22 protein-coding genes are annotated in these 20,269 nt (G+C 28.6%); 16 read left to right on the top strand and 6 right to left on the bottom strand.

Annotated features, from left to right (window positions below):
- Nucleotides 1–29 precede the first annotated feature (29 nt).
- Nucleotides 30–887, top strand: coding sequence for an HAD hydrolase family protein (locus tag GQF29_RS05940; protein WP_008789404.1), 858 nt, complete (start codon nucleotides 30–32; stop codon nucleotides 885–887).
- A gap of 2 nt (nucleotides 888–889) precedes the next feature.
- On the top strand, nucleotides 890–2,257 hold the full coding sequence (locus GQF29_RS05935; protein WP_008789405.1) for an MATE family efflux transporter: 1,368 nt from the start codon (nucleotides 890–892) through the stop codon (nucleotides 2,255–2,257).
- Between the two features lie 143 nt (nucleotides 2,258–2,400).
- Here the strand turns inward: GQF29_RS05935 and GQF29_RS05930 are convergent, their stop codons facing one another.
- Both GQF29_RS05930 and GQF29_RS05925 read right to left on the bottom strand, forming a co-directional pair.
- Nucleotides 2,401–3,630, bottom strand: coding sequence for an alpha/beta hydrolase (locus GQF29_RS05930; RefSeq protein WP_008789406.1), 1,230 nt, complete (start codon nucleotides 3,628–3,630; stop codon nucleotides 2,401–2,403).
- Nucleotides 3,631–3,777: 147 nt separating this feature from the next.
- Nucleotides 3,778–4,578 (bottom strand): MerR family transcriptional regulator, encoded by an 801-nt coding sequence (locus GQF29_RS05925; RefSeq protein WP_008789407.1) that lies wholly within the window; start codon nucleotides 4,576–4,578, stop codon nucleotides 3,778–3,780.
- 119 nt (nucleotides 4,579–4,697) lie between these two features.
- Between GQF29_RS05925 and GQF29_RS05920 the strand changes: the two genes are divergently transcribed.
- The 8 genes from GQF29_RS05920 (at nucleotide 4,698) to GQF29_RS05890 (ending at nucleotide 13,024) form a co-directional block, all read left to right on the top strand.
- Nucleotides 4,698–5,456 (top strand): SDR family NAD(P)-dependent oxidoreductase, encoded by a 759-nt coding sequence (locus GQF29_RS05920; RefSeq protein ID WP_008789408.1) that lies wholly within the window; start codon nucleotides 4,698–4,700, stop codon nucleotides 5,454–5,456.
- A gap of 379 nt (nucleotides 5,457–5,835) precedes the next feature.
- Nucleotides 5,836–6,297, top strand: a complete 462-nt coding sequence (locus GQF29_RS05915) for a sigma-70 family RNA polymerase sigma factor (RefSeq protein ID WP_008789409.1) — start codon at nucleotides 5,836–5,838, stop codon at nucleotides 6,295–6,297.
- A 515-nt stretch (nucleotides 6,298–6,812) separates the two neighbouring features.
- Nucleotides 6,813–7,535: a hypothetical protein gene (locus GQF29_RS05910; protein ID WP_008789410.1), complete on the top strand. Its 723-nt coding sequence runs from the start codon at nucleotides 6,813–6,815 to the stop codon at nucleotides 7,533–7,535.
- 109 nt (nucleotides 7,536–7,644) lie between these two features.
- Nucleotides 7,645–7,884 carry a helix-turn-helix domain-containing protein gene (locus tag GQF29_RS05905; RefSeq protein WP_008789411.1) on the top strand — a complete coding sequence of 80 codons (240 nt, stop codon included), beginning with the start codon at nucleotides 7,645–7,647 and terminating at the stop codon, nucleotides 7,882–7,884.
- Nucleotides 7,885–7,904: 20 nt separating this feature from the next.
- On the top strand, nucleotides 7,905–9,056 hold the full coding sequence (locus GQF29_RS05900) for a site-specific integrase (RefSeq protein WP_008789412.1): 1,152 nt from the start codon (nucleotides 7,905–7,907) through the stop codon (nucleotides 9,054–9,056).
- 54 nt (nucleotides 9,057–9,110) lie between these two features.
- Complete coding sequence (locus GQF29_RS05895; protein WP_008789413.1) at nucleotides 9,111–10,286, top strand: site-specific integrase; 1,176 nt, start codon at nucleotides 9,111–9,113, stop codon at nucleotides 10,284–10,286.
- Nucleotides 10,287–10,485: 199 nt separating this feature from the next.
- Nucleotides 10,486–10,722 carry a hypothetical protein gene (locus GQF29_RS18360; RefSeq protein ID WP_044927275.1) on the top strand — a complete coding sequence of 79 codons (237 nt, stop codon included), beginning with the start codon at nucleotides 10,486–10,488 and terminating at the stop codon, nucleotides 10,720–10,722.
- On the top strand, nucleotides 10,697–13,024 hold the full coding sequence (locus GQF29_RS05890) for a DEAD/DEAH box helicase (protein ID WP_199805903.1): 2,328 nt from the start codon (nucleotides 10,697–10,699) through the stop codon (nucleotides 13,022–13,024). The genes GQF29_RS18360 and GQF29_RS05890 overlap by 26 nt, the downstream gene beginning before the upstream one ends.
- Nucleotides 13,025–13,425: 401 nt before the next feature.
- On the opposite strand, the gene GQF29_RS05885 is transcribed toward GQF29_RS05890, so the two are convergent.
- The 4 genes from GQF29_RS05885 to GQF29_RS05870 all read right to left on the bottom strand — a co-directional run bounded on the left by GQF29_RS05885 (nucleotide 13,426) and on the right by GQF29_RS05870 (nucleotide 15,789).
- Nucleotides 13,426–13,740 (bottom strand): type II toxin-antitoxin system RelE/ParE family toxin, encoded by a 315-nt coding sequence (locus GQF29_RS05885; RefSeq protein ID WP_054689448.1) that lies wholly within the window; start codon nucleotides 13,738–13,740, stop codon nucleotides 13,426–13,428.
- Between the two features lies 1 nt (nucleotide 13,741).
- Entirely contained in the window at nucleotides 13,742–14,044 is a 303-nt protein-coding gene (locus GQF29_RS05880) for a type II toxin-antitoxin system RelB/DinJ family antitoxin (protein WP_008789416.1), read from the bottom strand.
- Between the two features lie 144 nt (nucleotides 14,045–14,188).
- Nucleotides 14,189–14,782 (bottom strand): peptide chain release factor H, encoded by a 594-nt coding sequence (gene prfH / locus GQF29_RS05875; protein WP_054689447.1) that lies wholly within the window; start codon nucleotides 14,780–14,782, stop codon nucleotides 14,189–14,191.
- Nucleotides 14,776–15,789 (bottom strand): RtcB family protein, encoded by a 1,014-nt coding sequence (locus GQF29_RS05870; RefSeq protein ID WP_054689445.1) that lies wholly within the window; start codon nucleotides 15,787–15,789, stop codon nucleotides 14,776–14,778. The genes prfH and GQF29_RS05870 overlap by 7 nt, the downstream gene beginning before the upstream one ends.
- Nucleotides 15,790–16,428: 639 nt before the next feature.
- Between GQF29_RS05870 and GQF29_RS05865 the strand changes: the two genes are divergently transcribed.
- From GQF29_RS05865 to GQF29_RS05840, 6 genes are all read left to right on the top strand, one after another.
- Nucleotides 16,429–16,608, top strand: a complete 180-nt coding sequence (locus tag GQF29_RS05865; protein ID WP_054689443.1) for a hypothetical protein — start codon at nucleotides 16,429–16,431, stop codon at nucleotides 16,606–16,608.
- A 386-nt stretch (nucleotides 16,609–16,994) separates the two neighbouring features.
- Entirely contained in the window at nucleotides 16,995–17,753 is a 759-nt protein-coding gene (locus GQF29_RS05860; protein ID WP_236916395.1) for a hypothetical protein, read from the top strand.
- A gap of 1 nt (nucleotide 17,754) precedes the next feature.
- Nucleotides 17,755–18,216: a GNAT family N-acetyltransferase gene (locus tag GQF29_RS05855; protein ID WP_054689442.1), complete on the top strand. Its 462-nt coding sequence runs from the start codon at nucleotides 17,755–17,757 to the stop codon at nucleotides 18,214–18,216.
- Nucleotides 18,217–18,774: 558 nt separating this feature from the next.
- Entirely contained in the window at nucleotides 18,775–18,897 is a 123-nt protein-coding gene (locus tag GQF29_RS05850; RefSeq protein WP_202086281.1) for a helix-turn-helix transcriptional regulator, read from the top strand.
- Between the two features lie 118 nt (nucleotides 18,898–19,015).
- Complete coding sequence (locus GQF29_RS05845; RefSeq protein ID WP_008791645.1) at nucleotides 19,016–19,894, top strand: LysR family transcriptional regulator; 879 nt, start codon at nucleotides 19,016–19,018, stop codon at nucleotides 19,892–19,894.
- A 136-nt stretch (nucleotides 19,895–20,030) separates the two neighbouring features.
- Nucleotides 20,031–20,261 (top strand): hypothetical protein, encoded by a 231-nt coding sequence (locus GQF29_RS05840; protein WP_226814607.1) that lies wholly within the window; start codon nucleotides 20,031–20,033, stop codon nucleotides 20,259–20,261.
- Nucleotides 20,262–20,269 lie beyond the last annotated feature (8 nt).

Below are 20,269 nucleotides of genomic sequence, written 5' to 3'. Positions count from 1 at the left end.
TTATTATTTATGAAAGGAGTGTTATATTCATGAGTCGAAAAATTATCTTTTTTGATGCTGATGGAACAATTATTAATAAAACATTTATTTCATCTCAGACAGTAGCATCCGTTAATCAACTAAAAATGAATGGACATATTCCAGTCCTAGCTACTGGAAGGGCTAGAAAGTCTATTCAACAGATTGTAGATATATTGGATTTGAAATATTTGATTTGTTCTAGTGGAAATCATATTATCATAAATGATCAAGTTATTTTTCAAAACTATTTATCTTATAATGAATTGCAGGAAATTGTTTGTTATTTTGACCTGTTTGGACTAAGGTATACTTTGGAATGTGCAGATTTTAATTATATTCAAAAAGGAACCGAAGATTTACATTTAAAAAGAATGATGTTTTTAAATAGAGGAGAAATAGATATAGAAAATCTTAAAGAATCATTTCAACAAAACTATCGATTTATTAAAGATTTAAAGTCATTAAAAGTCCAAAAGATTCATTGGTATGAAGACCCAATAATGTATTATGAAAACCCTTCTCCACTAGATTATCAAAATATATTTGATTATTTTCATAATAAATATCAGGTTGTTCCTATAATGGGGAATCCTCTATCTATTCATGGTGAAATCAGTAAAAAAGGAGTATCTAAAAAATCAGGAATGGAGAAAGTGTTGGAGTATTTTCATGCAGATATCATAGATACATATGCAATTGGAGATGACTATAATGATCTTGAAATGCTTCAATATGCCAAGCATACCATTGCTATGGGACAGGCACCTAGAGAAATAAAAGAAGTTTGTGAATTTATCACAGATGATATTTATCATGAAGGATTTACAAAAGCAATGAATCATTATCAACTAATAAATGGGGATTAATCATGAATGTAGATATGAGTAAAAGGCAAGACTTGTTTGAAACAATGCCAATTATGAAGGCAATTATGATAATGTCCTTACCGATGGTTTTGAGTTCACTTGTTACGATATTATATAATCTTTCTGATACATTCTTTGTTGCAACATTGAATGATTCGTTGCAAACTGCTGCTGTGACTTTATCTGCTCCTATTTTACTTTCTTTTAATATTGTTAATAATTTATTTGGTGTTGGTAGTTCAAGTTTGATGAGTCGTATGCTAGGGATAAAAAAATTTGATATAGTCAAAAAAGTTTCAAATATTTGTTTTTATTGTTGTGTTGGGTGTGGGGTCATTTTTTCTCTGTTATTTATATTTTTTGAACATGAATTTTTAGTGATTTTAGGTGTAGATTTGCAAACTATGGCTGCTACACAAGAGTATATGTTTTGGACAGTAAAATTAGGTGCTACACCAGCAATATTAAACGTTGTAATGGCTTATTTAGTTCGTTCTGAAGGTGCCTCACTACAAGCAAGTATTGGAACGATGAGTGGGTGCTTTTTAAATATTATATTAGATCCGTTCTTTGTATTACCACAATATTTGAATATGGGAGTAGCTGGTGCTGGAATGGCAACATTTATATCTAATTGTATAGCTTGCTTGTATTTTATTGTTTTTATAATGCTTAAAAGAAAGCAGACATTTATTGATATTTCACTATTATCATTTCATTGGGATTGGAAAATAATTAAAGAAATCTTTGTTGTAGGAATACCAGCAGCTATCCAAAATTTATTAAGTGTTATAAGCATGACAGTACTTAATCATTTTACTGTTTTTTATGGTGTTGATGCTGTTTCTGCAATGGGTATATCACATAAAATTGTTATGATTCCACTACAAGTTGTTTTGGGGTTCTCTCAAGGAATTATGCCGCTTATAAGTTATAATTATGCTAATAGAAATGTTCAAAGAATGAGGAATGTATTATATGTATCGCTTAAATTTTCAATTTCAATACTAATTGTTTTGTGTATTATATTTATGATGTTTGCTTCATATCTTATGAGCATTTTTGTGGATATTCCTCATGTAATACAAATGGGAAGTGTATTAATCAGATTTTCGTGTGTACAACTTCCGTTTTTATGTATAGATTATGTTACTGTATGTGTTTTTCAAGCGTGTGGGTTAGGAGGTTATGCTCTCATTTTTGCCATATTAAGAAAAATAGTTTTGGAAATACCATTTCTTTATTTATGGGATTATCTTTATCCATTTTATGGTCTTAGCATTGCAACTCCAACAACAGAAGTGATTCTAGCCATAATAGCAATTATAAAGTTGAAAAAAATTTTAACAGAACAGACGAAAAGGCTATAAAAATTTTTAGAATTAAACATTTATTTAATAAAGTAAACAAGCCAAAATGTAAACAGAAAAAGGAACTGAGAAATCTAATAACTAAATTAGGGTCTTTTACAGTTCCTTTTGTGTTATTCAATACACTTTATACACTATAGTTTCTATTTTTTCCAGCAAATTTCACTTATAAATTTCATAAACGAAATTTGCCAAACTGACCAATCATGTGCTCCTGGAATATGTCCACCATCTATAACGTTTTCGACTTGATTTTGTTGATTCCATTCTAGAAAATTCTCATATTTAATTTTAACTCCATTTGGATTAGCTAAAATAGCTGTTGAACCTGTATCACATGTGCCAATAGTTGTATAAAATACAGGAATGTATTTTTTGCATTTTTGACTAATTGCTCGACTATCAAATCCTGAAAATGCGCCAAAGTATCCAAAATATTCAGGATAATCAAAATACATATATGTTGTAATCATTGCTCCCATAGATATACCACAAAAGGCACGATCACTTGCTTTTTTAGAAACATTATAGTTTTTTTCTATATAAGGTATAATATAATTGATAATATTATCTTCAACCATTCCAATTCTTTCATACATTTTCATAAAATCTAATTCATAGCTACTATTTTCCATTGTAACAACAATAACTTGTTCATTGAAATTGTCAATAATATGATGAATATTACCCATAGAAAACCAATCAGTTTCGTTTCCTGTATATCCATGACTAGCATAAATAACTTTATAAGGTTGAGTGTTTTCATTGTAATTTGAAGGTAAATATATTCCTAAATCTTGGTTTTTAGAAAGATTTCCTTCATATTTAACAAAAAATAATGAACCATTTTTCTTTTTTGATGGTAATACGTAATCTAAATATGGTGATTGAGACTGTTTCATTTTATCATAATATCCATAGACGATACTTTGCTTTAATGAAGCATTTTTATAATAACTTTGGTTATTCATTTTTGAAGGTGATGGATTAGCTGGATCATCAATTGTCTCCTGAGTATAATCCTGATAAGTGATAATATAACTGTAAGGAAATGCTCCACTTGTAATAGGTATATCGAGTCTATAAATAGATAATTCTGGATCATATATCATGTCTTCTATGTAGTTTCTTTGGAATGTTCCAGGGGCAAGACTTGAGGCATACATTCCATTCCTATATTCATGAGGTGTAAAAATATTGTCTTTATCATATAAATCCATATTTGGATCAATATAAAAAAATGGACCAGTAAGACTGACTTTTATAATATCTTGTGTAGGTTTATATATAAAAGTTGCAGTATATCCACTAGGTGAATGTGAATTTTTATATACAGAAACTCCTTCATTAATTTTTTTTGATAATTGATTCATTGTTATTCTCCTTTTTATTAGGAATATATTGGCCAATAATTCCTTAGTATTAATTTACATGAATTATCAAAAAATATAAAGGTATTATGGGAATCACTCAAATTGTAAAAATATACACTATACTATACAAAATATACAGTACTGAAGTTATTGAATAGGAACCCAGACTTTTAAATATCTATTTTTATTCTTATGAATTTTAGCTATTTGAGTCGCAAATATATCACCAGAAATCACAAGATGATGATCTTGGATATATTGTAATGCTGGGTTAAAAAGAGAATAATTAATGTTAAAATCTTCATTAATGATAATAATGGTACTGAGCGCTTTTTGTTTTTTGACATGAATCATATGCTTAACAGAAATATTTAGAAATTCTATCCAATCTTTACTAAAAGAAGTACCACCAATATAATTAGTCTTCTGATTGATAAAATCATCTTTTTTAATAAGAAGTGAAAAATCAGTAAATGCAAAATCTTCATGTACTGTAGATGTAAAATTTAAATATTTGTCTTTATCTTCAAAAAAGTGCTTAAAGTCATAAGATGCTGGAAATAAGTAGCATTCCTCTAATTCTTCAATAGATATTAAATGCGAATGATTGATGATAGAATGTAATTTATCTAACGTTTCATTATTTTTATGAATAAGTTTATAAAAATATAATGATTGTTTTTTATAGTATTCCTGCTTTTGTTCAAGAATAGAAACATATTGCGAAAGAGAATCAATATGTTTTATTTTATCTATTTCTTTGATAGAAAAATCTGCTGAACGATATTTTCTACATTCAGCAATTGTTTCAATATCAAAATCAGTATAATAACGATAATGTGTTTTATCATCAATACGAGGATGAATTAATCCCATGTTTTCATAATGTCTTAATGTTTCTCTGTTAATATTTAAAAAATTCATAACTTCTTTTGCACTATATTCCATATTTATCACCATTTCAAATTATAACATTCTTTTTTATTAATAACATTAATTTTATAAATATCTTGACTTCGTGGTTACCACCAACTTTATAATGAAGAAAAATAAGGAGGAATGAATAAATGGAAAAAAGGGTTGCATTAGTAACAGGTGGATTAAGTGGAATTGGAAAGGGAACGGTATTAGAATTATCTAAAAAAGGATATGATGTTGTTATATTTGATATTCAAGATGAAAAAGCAGATGCTGTTATTGAATTATGTAAGGAATTTAAAGGAAATGTAGTTTACAAACATTGTGATTTATTTAAATCTAATGAAATAAAAGAAGGTTTTGATTTTATCCAAGAAAAATTTGGACGTTTAGATTGTGCTTTTAATAATGCAGGATTTGGAATTTTATCTAAACCATTTGGTGAGGTTACAGAAAAAGAAATTGATATGGAATTAGGTATTTTAGTTAAGGCACATATGATGTGTATGATACATGAGTTAAGAATGATGAAAGAAAATGGTTATGGTAGAATCGTGAATACAACTTCTGGAGCAGGTTTAGTCTCTAGTCAAGGAATGGCATTATACTCAGCTTGTAAACACGCTATTAGTGGTCTTACAAAAGGGGTGGCATTAGATTATGCTACACAAAATATTACTGTTAATGCTATTGCACCAGGAACAATTGAAACAGAATTGATCTTGCCATATAAGGAAACAAAGCCAGATGAATATGCAATGTGGGCAAAAGCTAATCCAAGTGAAAGATTTGGACAACCGTATGATATTGCTAGAGTGGTTGTTTTCTTATTTGAGGAAGATTCAGATTTTATTAATGGTACTATTATACCAGTAGATAGTGGTTGTGTCGCTGGAACAAGACAATAATTATAACTAAAATTGATGAAATGATTTTTAAATACGTGTAAAAATGTCATTGTATAAAGGAATATATGTTAAATATGAGTCTAATTCATTGATAAATGAAAATAGTTGAGGAAGAATTGTAACCATAAGCTGAGTTAGAACTTGTAATCATTATTCCTTTTTTATGTTTTTCATTCTTTTTTGACATAAAATTTCTATGAGATAAATATATAGCATGATAACAAAGAGCAAGAAATTATTTCTTGATAAAAAGCATTTTAATCAGATATATAATTTTATAGTTTCCCTCTCAGATAAAACACTGAGAGGTTTTCTTTTGCAAAAGATTAGAAGTCCTCCGTTTCGTAAGTTTAATAACAAAATTTACAGAAACGGAGAGATGAGAGTGAAAAATGATTATAGTAAAAATTATTTTTGGAAAATTAGAAATTCTAAAACTCAACAATATAAATTTTATTTAAGACCACATGGAAAACTTGTAGAAGTTGATGAAGATGTATTTAAAGTTTGTTATAACAGCTATAAAAAAATAATAAGAGATAATGTCAAAGATAATCAAGCTAGACTTATAAGTTTAGATGCCAATATACGTAATGATGTTACATATTTAGATGTTGTTTCGGATGATAAAAGTATGAATATAGAGAATCAGTATAAAGTTTCAATGGTACTTAATGAAATTGATAAGTTAAGCCCTGATGATAAAGAACTCATTACCAATCTTCTTGTACAGGAGAAGACAGAAAGAGAACTAGCAAAACAGTTACATGTATCTCAAAGTACTATTCATAAAAGAAAAAATAATATTTTAAAGAAATTAAGAAAAAAATTGAATGATTAGGGTGTCAAAGTTAAAAATAATGTCCCGTTTAATAGTGAAAGGGAAGTTTAGTCAGCTTGAATTTCATAAAGAACTTTGACAATTAAATAAGTAGAATGAAGATACGTTGGTGTAGATGGAGCAGTACGCCGAGACCTTTAGCTAATGGATATCATTATAATCATAAATTTGATCTATTAGAACAACTAAGCAGCGATTGATGATAGATGTGATATCTAACATTTGATGAATTGCCATGAAGTCTACATGTATGATACTTCGTCTCAGACTCAGTCGAGCAGATGACAACTGTCACAGCTGTGAGATGGCGTCCCTTTGATTGGAGGAGGGAAGGTAGTGACCTATGGACTCTTTATTGGAGCGTCTTCATTCTATAACGAAAACTTTAGTATTGTGAATACGAAACGGAATATAACTTATTAGTAGATATAGTGGCACTTAGGGAATCCTTTCCCCTAATTTCCTAGGTGCCATCAATGTGCTAATAAAAAATAGTACAGGGAAGAAGGAAGAATATGAGTAAAAGCACATTAATTTTAACATCTGAAACTGAAACCATATTAAATGGTGAAAGTGAAGAAAAATATATGAAGTATGCAAAAGAGCATAACTTGGATATCGGTGGAGAAATGCATTATCCACTAATTATGTCATTTATAGCTCCTGAACAGATCGTTGATGCAGTTATGAAAGTTCATCCAGAGATTGTTATAGCTGATGATGTGGATTTCATTGTTGCAAATGCTTATCATGATGGTCGATTCATAAAAATGTTTGAAGATAAAGGAATAAGTGTTGTTAATTCTAAAATGCCTATAAGTCTTTCAGATCTTAATAGAATGATAGATGATGATATGTTGGAAGAATTGAAAGAAGCTGTTTATTATGTTATTGAAGAAACATTCAAAGAAAGAAAAGACAGGATTGCGATTATAACGAATGATTCATCAAGAGATGAATTTATGGATTTTGTAAAGAGGTTATCTGAGGAAAGTGAAAAGGTTTGTATCATTGAGATGCCTGCATTTGATTCAAGTATGAGCAAACATGTTGATTTCTGCATAAAAGATTCAGATGTTAATAAAGTCATTGTTTATGATGATGAACTTAAGATCAAGTCTATGGAACAATATTTATTTAAACTTCAAACAAAGGATCATATAGAAATCAGCTTTATGGAAGATTATGATATGGCTAATAATCAACCATTAAAACTTCAAGAGATGGTACTTAATTAGATCATTGTAAAAATTGTTAATTATTTAATAGATAAAAGAGAATTTATGTGGTAGTGTTGGTTGCTGAAAAGAGCATAATAAATATTAAAAGGATTGGAGGTAATGAAAAGTGGATAGTTTACAAATGCTTACACAAGCTCAATTAATGAAATTGCTTAATTGTTCAGAAAGCCATGTGACTTTTCTAAGGGAGATGGGAATTATTCCTGCAATTCGCACTGGAAGAAATTATATGTTTTCTCCTAGGGCAGTCAGTAATTTTTATATGGATTATGAGGGATTGGATGTAAGCAGTAGAATCAAGGCTATTCAAAGCAAGCAAATTGTTAATGCTCGAAAGAAAATTTGAATAGAAAGAGGATTTTGAATATGGCAATATCAAAAATACAAAATAAAAAATATGGAAACACTTTTCAAGTAGATATTAGATACAAGAATACACTTGGCATATCAAAAAGACATATTAAAAGTGGGTTTAAAACTTTTAATGAAGCTAAAAAATATGAAAGAGATTTTAAAGAACAACTAGAAGTTTTAATAGAGCAGGGAAAAAGTACGAATAAAACATTTAATGATATTTATTATGAGTATATGGAAATAGAGGGAGAGGTCAAATATGCAAGATCAACAAAAGTATACTATAATGTAACTCATGAAATGTATGTGAAAGATACGATTGGAAATGAAAATATGGGTTCGTTAAAATACATGAATCTACAACAATTTTTTAATAAAATGTCGGAGAAATATAATCCACCAACACTTAAGAATATAAAAAAGTTGTTTGCAGTGACATTTAAGTATGCTTTACGAGTAGGATATATTAGAGAGAATCCAATACCATATATTCAAATTCCAAAGTTACAGAATGAAAGAAGAGTTAAGGTGGAAATCATAAGTGATGAGAATTTGTCAAAGATTATTGATGCTTTACAGACTGTTAAAAGAACAAATCCGTATTCATCAGGAAAGAATGCTGAATTTACCTTTAAGTCATATGCTATGGCTTTGATTATAGGGAGATATACAGGGTTAAGAATCAGTGAAACCCTAGCACTTAAAAGGCAAGACTTTGATCTTGAAAATTGCTGTATGACAGTGAGAAGAAAGATTGAATATTCTGGTTTAAAAGCTAAAGATATACATACAACTCATCAGTTAAAATCAGCAAAAAGCAAAGGAACAGTAGAAATAAGCAAACTGTTATGTAGCTATCTTAAAAAATGGTTTGAAATAAATCCATTTGAATTTGTGATATGTGATGGGAAAGGTAATTTTATCAAACCAGAAACCTTAAATCATAGATTACGTGAGGTCTGTAAAGAACTTAATATTAATTTTCATTATCATATGTTAAGACATACTTATGCAACAGAATTAGTCATGTCAGGAGTTAATCCTGTTGTTGTAAAAGATTTAATGAGGCATAGTGATATCAGTACAACTTGGAGCATATATACACATCCTCAAAATGAGGATCAAAGAAAGGCATTAGATAATCTTTATATGGAGATGAAATGATGCTTTTTTATTTTTTTATGGTGGTAAAAGCTGATACACAGATGGAGGTAATATATGTCTATTAGAAAATTAAAAAGCAAAAAGTATGGATATATATATCAAGTAGATATGAGATATAAAGATCCATATGGAGTTACACAGCGTCATACAAAAAGTGGATTTAGAACGAAAAAAGAAGCTAGAAATTATGAAGCGAGTATTATTGAAAAATCAAATGCAAAGGTATTAATTCCTGAATCAAGGAAAAGGACATTAAATGATGTCTTTGATGAATATGTAGAAATTGAAGGTAAAATCAAATGGGCTCCAGCTACATTATATTATTATATTAAAACACATCAAACGTATGTAAAAGGCAATTTTGGGAATGTGCCAATTGAGTCAGTGAGTTATGTTTCACTTCAGGCACATATTAATGAATTATCACAAAGATACAACTATCCAACAGTCAAGAACATAAAAAAGGTTTATTCAGTCATATTTAAGCATGGAGTTAGAGCAGGGTATATATCAATAAATCCCGTTCCAAACATTCTTCTTCCTAATAAGCCAGAAAAGAAAGAGGGTGTAGAGATTATAAGTGATGATGATTTGAAACGGTTAATAGAAGAAATTATAAAAGCAAGTCCTAATCGATGCTTTGCGAAAAAAGCTCAATATAAATATAAATCATATGGTATTGCTTTGCTAATTGGTAGGTATACTGGTTTAAGGATAAGTGAAGTTATGGCACTAAAGAAGGAAGATTTTGATTTAGAAAGAAACCAACTAACAATACGCAGAAGAATAGAACATGCTGGATTAAAAAGAAAAGAAATATATCTAACAGAAAGATTGAAAACAAAAAGCAGTAAAGCTAGAGTAGAAATTTGTTCAATATTAAGTGAGTATTTAAAAAGCTGGTTTGTGGAAAATCCATATGATTTCGTTATTTGTGATGAACATGGAGATTTCATTTCGCCAGTAAATTTTCAAGAAAGGATAAGAGATACAGCAAAAAAGTTAGATATTAAATTTCATTATCATATGCTTAGGCATACTTATGCTACTGAGTTGATGGTGGCAGGAGTTAATCCAATAGTTGTAAGAGATTTATTAAGACATAGTACAGTAAATACAACATGGAATGTATATACACATCCTAGCCGTGATGATCAGAGAAAAGTATTGGATGATTTATATGATGATAATGTTGAGTTTATGGATAATGACATGAAAATTAGGTTTTGACATGTTTTGAAGAACATAAGCAGGAAAAATAAGAGATCGTTCTGTAATTTATCACTAAAATTGAGTAAGAGACTTATACTCCATTCTATGAAATTAATGGAATAACAAAGCTCTATTAAAATACAAACTATTTCTTTTTATTATATAAAATGATAAAATATCATATATAGACTAAAATAACATTGGTGAGGAGAATTTTATGGTCAATTTTAGAAATATAATGAATGAAAATCAATTAGAGAAAAAAATAAATCCTATTGAAGTATATGAAACGTTAGATAGAAAAAGTATTGCGGGTCCACTTAGAGTAGCTCAGGAATATATATTGAAGAAATGGTTTGAAAGCTATAAGGACAATAAGGATGTAATAATCAAATTACATACAGGGGGAGGGGAAAACATTAATAGGCTTGCTGATATTACAATCAAAAATTAATATGGGCAAAGGACCATGTCTATATGTTTGCCCAAACAAATATTTAGTCAATCAAGTTCATAGAGAGGCTGAAAAATTCGGAATACAACATGAAGTATTACTAGATGAAAGAGAGTTGCCTTCTTCTTTTCAATCAAGTGAAAAAATTTTAATAACTCATGCTCATAAAGTGTTTAATGGTAAATCTATTTTTGGAATAGGAAATCGATCATGTAAAGTTGGAACTATTATTTTGGATGATGCACATACATGCATAGATGTGATAAAAGATTCTTTTACAATTAAAATTTCAAGAAAAACTTATAATAAGCTATTTGATGATATTATTAATTTATTTGAAGAGGATTTGAGAGAGCAAGGAAAAGGAAGCTTTTTGGATTTGAAGGAGGAAGATTATAGTACTTTAATGGTGGTTCCTTATTGGGCATGGTATGATAAAAAATCAGAAGTATTATCTATTTTATCACAATATAAAGATGATTCGTGTATAAAATATAGCTGGGATTTAATTAAAGATTCTTTAGAAAAATATATTTGTTTTATAACTGGAAACAGAATAGAAATATCTCCATATAGTATTGATACAAAAAAGTTTGGATTATTTACTAATTCTAGCCATAGAATATTAATGTCAGCAACAACACAAGATGATGCCTTTTTTATTAAAGGATTAGATTTTAGTGTTGATGCAGTGAAAAATCCATTAATCAATAATAATCAAATTTGGTCAGGAGAAAAAATGTTGATTTTACCACAATTGGTTGATGATTCCTTAGATCAGAAGTTAGTGGTTACTAGGTTAATGAGAGCAAAACATGATGGATTTGGGATTGTTTCAATTGTTCCAAATACAAAAAAAGCAGATTATTATAGTAAACAAGGAGGTATTATTACTAATTCAAATAATATTTTTAAAGAAATTGATAAATTAAAAAAAGGAGAATTTAATAAAATATTAGTTGTAAATAATAGATATGATGGAATAGATCTTCCAGATGAAACTTGTAGAATCTTAATAATAGATTCTAAACCCTATTTTGAAAACTTATGTGATCGATATGAAGAATTATGTAGACCAGATAGTGATATTATTAATAAAAAAATTGCACAGCAAATAGAACAAGGATTAGGAAGAGGGGTGAGAGGCGAGAAAGATTTTTGTGTTATTCTTATTATTGGAAATGATATAGTTAAATTTATGAGGAGCATAGAAACAAGAAAATATTTCTCAGAGCAGACTAGGAAACAAATTGATATCGGATTGGATATTTCTGAATTAGCAAAGGATGATGTTAAAAATGGCGAAGAACCATTTAAGTCACTTGTTGGGCTAATCAATCAATGCTTAGGTAGAGTTGATGATTGGAAAATGTTTTATACAAGTAAAATGAATGGACTAAGTAAAAATGAACAATCATTAATAGATTATACAGTATTAGAAAAAGAAAGAAATATTGAGAAGTATTTTTTACAAGAGGAGTATGAAAAAGCATATGCTCTAACACAAGAATTTATTGATGAGAATACTGAAATGAATGATTGTGATAAAGGATGGTATTTACAACAGTTAGCTCGCTATTCTTATTATATTGATAAATCAAAATTTAATGATTTACAAAAAGCTGCATTTAAATTGAATAACGAATTATTGAAACCAAAGGTTGGTATATCTTATTCAAAAGTTTCTTATATAAACATTAATAGGACAACGAAGATTAAAGAATTTCTTAATGGCTTTAAGAGTTATGGTGAACTAGTTCTAACAATAAATGAGTTATTGGATAATTTATCTTTTGGTGTAAATAGTGATAAATTTGAAGCTTCATTACAGAAGATAGGTGAATTTATTGGCTTTATAAGCGAGAGACCAGATAAACAGATAAAAAAAGGTCCTGATAATTTATGGTGTTGTTCAAATAACGAATATATGATTTTTGAGTGTAAAAATGAGATTGAAGATAAAAGGTCTTCAATTAAAAAAAGTGAAGCAAGTCAAATGAATAGCCATTGTGGATGGTTTGATTCAGTTTACGGAAAAGATGTGAATGTATATAGGTTTATGATTATTCCAACAAAAAACCTTGAATATGCTGGTGATTTTACTCATAAAGTTAGAATAATTAGAAAAGGTAAGCTAAAAAAATTTAAGGGAGCAATTAAGGAATTTTTAAAGGAATTATCGCCATTTGAATTACATAATATAACTGATGAAAAAATACAAGAGCTAATAGATAATAATCAATTATATCCCCAAAATATTGAACAACTTTATTCTGATGATGTGTATCAAGAAATTAAATAAAAATGGATTAAAAATATAAAAATTGTATCTTTGAAAATATATTTGAATTTAGAGATGATTCATTTATAGATGCTAGATGACTTATCCTATTTTTTGAGGTATGTAAAACTGTTTCTATAGCCTTATATAAAATTCATTTAGTTAGTATATAACATTATATAAATATCGTATATTCTTCCGTGAAAACATAGCTATATGTATTTATAATTTGAAAAAAAATACCATAAAATCAAAGTGTTTTAAATTGATAGGTAATTAATTACTCACACCACAGATGAAGAATAAATAAAAACGTTGGTTTAATTATTGATTTTTTATAAAGTATTATTTATGTAAAGAAGGATATCGCATGGATATCCTTCTTGTGATTTAAAAGTTAATTTTCATGAATAATAGTTTAATTATATAACCAATTTTTTTCTAAAATCAGATGCACTATATAGAACCCTTACAATATTTACTACATCATTATCAATGATAAATATAACAACATATTTGTCAACTTGTAATGCCCTAAATCCTAAACTATGTTCAGGCTCAGAATCCAAAATTTTAATACGTGTTGGATAAACATCTAGTTTCTCTATTGCACCAGCAATTCTATTGTATTGCTGTAAAGCATTTTCAGGTGAACCGAGATTATTAGAAATATATTTATAAATCTCAGTCATATCATCAAAAGCTCGATCTGTTATTTTAATTTGATACTTCTTCATATTATAAAGATTCTCTAAATTTTGCAAATGCTTCTGAAGCGTCTTGGACTTTCCCAGCGTTAATATCATCTAAACCTTCTTGTAGTAATGCTCGAATTTCTTTTGCAGTCATTTCATCTGTATTCATAGATTTTGGTGCATTAGGAATTGCTATTGTAAATGGAATTCCTTGATTTAATGATATTTGTCTTAAATAAATATCAATCGCTGTTGACATAGACATTCCTAATTGAGAAAGAACTTCCTCAGCATTTTTCTTAACTTCAGGATTCACCCTTAAATTTAATGTCATTGTTTTTTCCATAATTATCATCTCCTTTAAGTAATTATAACGCATATGTCGTTACATTGCAATTGTATTCAAGCGACATTTATACTATACATGAATTACTTTATCAAACTGCATTCTCAAATAAGTATAGCCTTAATTAAATACAATAATTCCAATTTATATTATTCTGATGAATTTCATTCCCTTATATACTCTTATAGAATTACCTCTTTCGATCTGATTATGCTTTTGCCAATTCAAATAATGAATACTTTTATTAATAGATGAACTTGTTTCATCTATTTTTTCTAATAATCTAAGATATGCAATCTTTTTATTTTGCAACTGACTTCTTTGATCCATAGATACAGTAACAAGTCCTGTTGGAACATGAATGGCTCTTATAGCTGTAGATACCTTATTGACATTTTGTCCACCTTTTCCTGAACTTCTAAACACCTCATATCTGATATCATTAGTATTGTCAATTTTGATATCTTCTTTGATTATTGACACATCAATAAACCAGTTCTTTCTTTTATGATGAGGTCGATATGGACTTTGACATATCCATTGAACTGTTCCTTCTAAAAAAGATAAATCTTCTTCTGTATAGAAGATTGCACTCTTTAAACATTCTTCATTACTGTAATGGGTAGATACAACCTCTAATGATGAAAACTCCTTTAATAACTCTTTATACAACAAACAACAGACATATTCACACTCTTTAATTCCTTTGCCATGACCAGATGATATTTGTATTAACATTTATAAGTCACCAATGGCTTTAATCTTGCAACCAATTCAATTGTTTTATATTCTAAGAGTGTGTCAATGACATCTTCAATATCTTTATATGCTTCAGTTGCCTCTTCATAAAGAAGCTGATTATCACAGATAACCTGACTTTTTAGTTTTGTTGTTTTGAGTTCATCTTTTTTATATTTTGTTTCTAACCGTCCCTTACAGAGATTTCTAGCCCATTTACGCCCTGATCCATGCGAGATACTGAATAGTGTTTCTTGGGTTGGTATGCACTTCACAACGTAAGAATAAGAACCTCTTGATCCTGCTATAACAGCGTATTCACTTCTTGCACTAATTGATCCCTTATGATGATAAAAATATCCATCATCAAAGCCTAAATAATTATGCATACAATCAATAATCAGCTGATTATCATATTTAACTTCTATTTTGTCCATTAAAGCATTTGCAACACCAATTCTATTTTCTCTAGCATATTCCACTGCTTTTTGATGTAAAAAAAGATATTTTTTAAATTCTCTACTGCCTACAGTTAAACCCTCTAAAGAAGCATATTCTCGATAGATATTATCAGCTAATTTCCTTGATCCTGAATGTACCAACATAAAAAGATGATTTTGATTAAGATTAATCTTCTTAGCTTCTTCTTCTTTGTTGAATATCTTTTCAATTTTTTGATACTCTGCAAAATGATTACCCCCACCTATTGAGTACTTTCCAATGAGTTTAGTGTTAGATAATTTTTTCACATATTTCTCTGTATTAAACTTTTTAAGTTTAATGTTTGTATCAAACAGAGACATACCACAGCCTATATCATTACCAATTAAAAACGGATATATTACATCCTTTGATTTTACAGTCATACCAACAGGTACTTTGCTTTCATGCAAGTCTGGAAGTCCAACAACGTCTTCAACGCCATCAAAATGAGCTATCTTTTCAAGGTGTAGTATAGCTTCTTCTTCCATCCATAACTTGTTATTTCTTATTATTTTTATTCCCATTTTTCCTCCTGTGTCAATGATCACAAGAGTATAAGAAAACACAGTAGCTATTTACTGTGCCTATATTTAATCTTTACACTTGTGATTGACTACTTTTAATTTATTTATTCTGTTTTTATGATTATTGATTCTTTCCATAGCAATCACACCCTTTCTTGATGATTATACATTATCATATTTTATTTTTATCTACAAGATATATTTTTTCTTTCATATATCTATTGATAATATTGATATTATATAATTTAATATATAATGTCAATGATGGGTGGGTATAAGTAAAATATATTGTGTATTTTAATTTTTTAGTTAACATCAATCTTTTTAGGCTAACATTCTAGAAAAAGTACTAGGGAGTTATGTGCATAAAATATGCAATTATAAATATAATAAAATTATATTAACTACAACTTGATTATAGTGAAATGAACTGCTAAATATGATATAACATTAATAGAAAATGATCTTGAAAGAAGTGTCTTTGTATGAGTGAAGAAACGAGTAAAATCATAGATGAAGTCAATGCGACAATGCGCCTTGAGGGGATGCCTTTGACGGCTGATGACATGGAAATGCTTAGAAGGAGAATCAACTTTTGATTTTGAAAGACAACGTATTTTAAGGAGATTACTCTTTTAAATGGATAAATATATATATAGCTATGAGTACAGTTCTAATTATTGCTATCCAGGTTCTGATGTCTTAATTAATAAATTAAATATTAGAGATGAAATCTTGCTTAATAAGTATAAAAAGGAATTGTTTGCGATTCGTCAAGCTGAAATTACTATTAGCCCAATTAAAGGCGATTTAGATTGATAACATTTAAGAAGTATTCATAAATATTTTACATCAATTTCATGAGGGAATAGTCAATCACAAAGGCAGTTTTATTTGAAAAGAATATTCATAAAGTAGATTCTAGCAAGCAAAAAGATTATAATCATAAGTATGTAAAATATAGAATATAAAAAAACAACTTTTGACACTAGCTTCAAAGTTATAGATTGATTTGATGTCCTAAAGAACACCAGTAATAGTGACATTAAAAATGGGTAAGTATATTATCAACAAAAAAAATGAAAGAAGCACAATTAGTAGTTTACTTTTAGAATTTATGTCAATTTCAATTGTGGGTTGATTGTAAATATAGTAACATAGGGTAAGGATGTTGATTTCTTAAAGAATCATGAAGAGGGGCTATTATGGATGAACAGAAAATAGATTTTGAATATGATGTATCTGATGAGGTATGGAATGTTTATAAAAAAGTCTATACTAAAGAGAAATGGGATTTTTGGGGAAAGGTAGATCTTTATCATCCAAAATATGCAAAGAAGAGACGTTATGCTTATATAGATACTACGATAAATGATTATATTGAGTTTAATGAACATAGAACTTTTTCAATGAGTGGTGAAACTGATTTTAATTTTCATGAAAATGCAAATGGTCAAGCACAATATAATATATATCTAAAATACTTAATAAGAGACTTTAAAGATAAAGAACTTCTTAAATATACTCATGCTTTAAATAGATGCAAAAACAATCACCATTCTATTCAGAATTGTTCACTCATACCCTCTAAAGGAAATCTGCAAGGTGTCAAAGGCTCTATAGGCAAAGACAGATTAGATACATTTGTATATATATTAAGTTTATATTATAGTAAGGAAAAAATAGAAATTGTACTTAATAAATCAACTTATGAGAATTGTGAATCTTTAAGGCTCTATCTCAATCAATTTAAAAGTATTTATGATTATTGTAATAAAATCTATTTAATCTCAGAATCATTAACTCATAAATTAATAGAAAATGGTAAAAAAGCTATTACTTCTGGTAAAGATGTTGTAACGTATATGGAACTGGCAAATCAATTTTGGCAGGAAAAAGCAGAGTATTATGAAAATATGGGAGTCAATATAGATGTGATTGATATATATGAGAGGGAGAGATAAAATGATAAAGCAAGCTGAATTGAAACAATTAGAATTAGTTAAGTTTATAACTCTAAAGACAATAATAGATATTTATCCTCATTATTACCCTAAAGGTGCAGTTGACTTTTTTATTGAACATCATAATGAGAGTCATATATCTAAAGATATTGAATCTGGTCAAGTCTATATAGTTTTTGATGAACAAGATGATGCAGTTGGTACAGTAACAATTCATAAAAATGAAATCTGTCGCTTATTTGTCTTACCACAATATCAAAAGAGAGGGTTTGGGAGCCAACTGTTAAATTTCTCTGAAAATATGATATTGAAACAATATAATACGATTGTATTAGATGCATCATTACCAGCAAAAAGTATTTATTTAAAAAGACGATACACCATAGTTGAAACTTATTCTATTCGTACTTATAATAATGATTATTTATGTTATGATGTTATGATTAAAGAAATTGATAAATAAATTATTTAGGTGAAGTATCTTGGATAAAAGTCTTAATTTAAAACAATTGAAAGTTAAAAGCAGTCTTAACAAACATATGAAAACTTTCTTCAATTCATTGAGGTTTCCTTTAATGCTAAGTATATCCAAACAACATTTTAGGCATGTGATTTGTTATGATGCACTATTTATTCTTTTACATGCTGAAAGTTGATGTATGGTGAGAAAGTCAAAAAGAAGCACAATGACCTGATAGTATTATTAAGCAATTGACATGATCAGTAGAAAATATGAATTCAAATACTATATTTCCAACTTAGATAAAGAAGAATCAATTTAAAGATATCAAAAAACCGTGCAAACAAATATATAACTGAACTTGAATTAGAGATTATAAAAAATTCAACACGTCTTCTTTCTTTTAGTAAGCCTGTATATGTAAATGATAGAATTTTATGTTTTCTATCATCTAAAGACATGTAAAAAACTTTTGACATGTGAATAAGATGGGAATGTCAAAGACCTTTGATAGCAGGAAACCCTCTCATAGTTTAGAATAAAGTCAGGAGGAATACCATTATGAAAATTAGCAGCCAAATAAAAAAATACAGACTTGAGTCAAGTTTATCACAAGAAGAATTAGCTGATAAAATATTTGTGACAAGACAAACAATATCAAATTGGGAAAATGGAATTTCCTAAACAAAAGGATATTAAGGAATAACCTGTATTTACCTGCTTGCAAATGAATATAGGTATAAGAGAAATGTTGTAAATGTATTTTTATTATTCTATAATGAAACAAAAAGCAGGTGGGGAAATGGATATTAGAGTTTTAAATTATTTTTTAATGGTTGCAAGAGAAGAAAATATAACAAGAGCTTCACAACTTCTTCATATCACACAGCCTACGCTTTCAAGGCAGCTTATGCAGCTAGAGGAAGAATTGGGTGTCAAATTGTTTCAAAGGAGTAATCATAGTATATACTTAACAAATGACGGCTTATTATTTCGCCGTAGAGCACAGGAAATCGTGAATTTGGCAGATAAGGCACAGGCGGAATTAAAACAAGATACTGATGTATTATCAGGAAACATTGCAATTGGCTGTGGAGAAATGAGAAGTGCACAAGAAATCGCAAAACTTATCACTGATTTTCAAAACATATACCCTTTCGTACAATTTGAGTTATATAGCGGAAACAACGAAAATATTAAGGAACGTATGGAACAAGGTACTTTAGACTTGGGCTTGTTATTAGAACCAGTGAATGTCGTAAAGTATGATTTTATCCGTATGAGGACAAAGGAACAATGGGGCGTTCTCATTCATAAAGATAATCCCCTTTCTAAGAAACAGGTAATCTACCCTGGTGAATTAGTAGGCACAAAGGTTATAACAATACACCTTGATACGCCAGTTCATCATGAGTTGGCAAGTTGGTCAGGGGATTTTGCGAAAGAAATGGAATCATGTGCAAATTATAATCTATTGTATAATGCTGTAATTGTTGCCAAAGAGAAAAAAGGAGCAGTTATCTGTGTGAAGTTAGATAATTATTATGATGACATGAAGTTTATTCCTTTTGAACCTAAACTTGAATTAACTTCTGTACTTGCATGGAAAGACCGTCAATCATATTCTAAGGCAACAAATACCTTTATCAGTTTTATAAAAGACCGCTATAAACATAATTAAAATAGAAATTCAATATTTGTATTTCTGTTAATCCAACATAAGCATTAGACATATCAATGAATGAACTTTAAAATATAGGTGTAACAAGATAACCCGCTATCTTGGTGCACCTATTTTCTTTGAAAGGGGTGGAAAATTGAACCTTTACATGAGGGGTGAAAAATACAATACAATCCTTAATGATTTGGGGTTCACAAATGCAAAAATTGAATTATATATTAGACTTTCACATTTAGGCACTTCAACAAAAGAAAAACGAATACAGATAGTAAGCGAAAAACGTAGAAAAATTCTTGAAGAAATTCATGTAAAAGAAAATCAATTACAGGAAATAGATTTTTTACGGCATGAATTACAGAATGCGTAAATGAAAAG

Source organism: Coprobacillus cateniformis (genome assembly GCF_009767585.1).
Lineage (GTDB): Bacteria > Bacillota_I > Bacilli_A > Erysipelotrichales > Coprobacillaceae > Coprobacillus > Coprobacillus cateniformis.
Note: the sequence above shows the minus strand (reverse complement) of the source record. Positions and strands in the feature narration are given on the sequence as shown.